Origin of the sequence: Paenibacillus oleatilyticus, from assembly GCF_018998565.1 — a bacterium.
Taxonomy (GTDB): Bacteria; Bacillota; Bacilli; order Paenibacillales; family NBRC-103111; genus Paenibacillus_G; species Paenibacillus_G oleatilyticus.
This window is the reverse complement of the sequence record NZ_JAHNZO010000192.1, coordinates 1-330: the sequence shown is the minus strand read 5'-3', so window position 1 is coordinate 330 and position 330 is coordinate 1. Positions and strand designations below refer to the sequence as shown.

General features: G+C 64.5%; 1 protein-coding gene. It reads left to right on the top strand.

All coding sequences use genetic code 11. The features are described from left to right. Positions 1 to 2: 2 nt before the first annotated feature. Positions 3 to 330, top strand: a 328-nt coding sequence (locus KQX66_RS39140; RefSeq protein WP_498047243.1) for a plasmid SOS inhibition protein A, incomplete at its 3' end; no start/stop codon positions are given.

Below are 330 nucleotides of genomic sequence, written 5' to 3'. Positions count from 1 at the left end.
CCATCGCACAGGTCGAAGCCCGCCGTGAAGCTGGCAGGCGGCTATCCGCCTACCGGTATGCCACGGCGTTTTTCCGCCAGTTAACCGGGCGGCCCACAATTTCAGCCAGGGACATCCGCATGATAGACGTGACCTACCGGCCCGGCGATCGTCGCCGCGCCACGCGCAAGGAAGACTATATCGACGCGCTCGACACGCTGATTGCCAGCCGGGGCGAGCACTGTTATTCCCCGTTGCCGGGCGACACCCGTGACACGCTGTTCCCGGAAGTGAACCGTCGCCGCCGTCAGCGCTTCGAACACCGGCTGACGATGAAACACACCCGTCAGG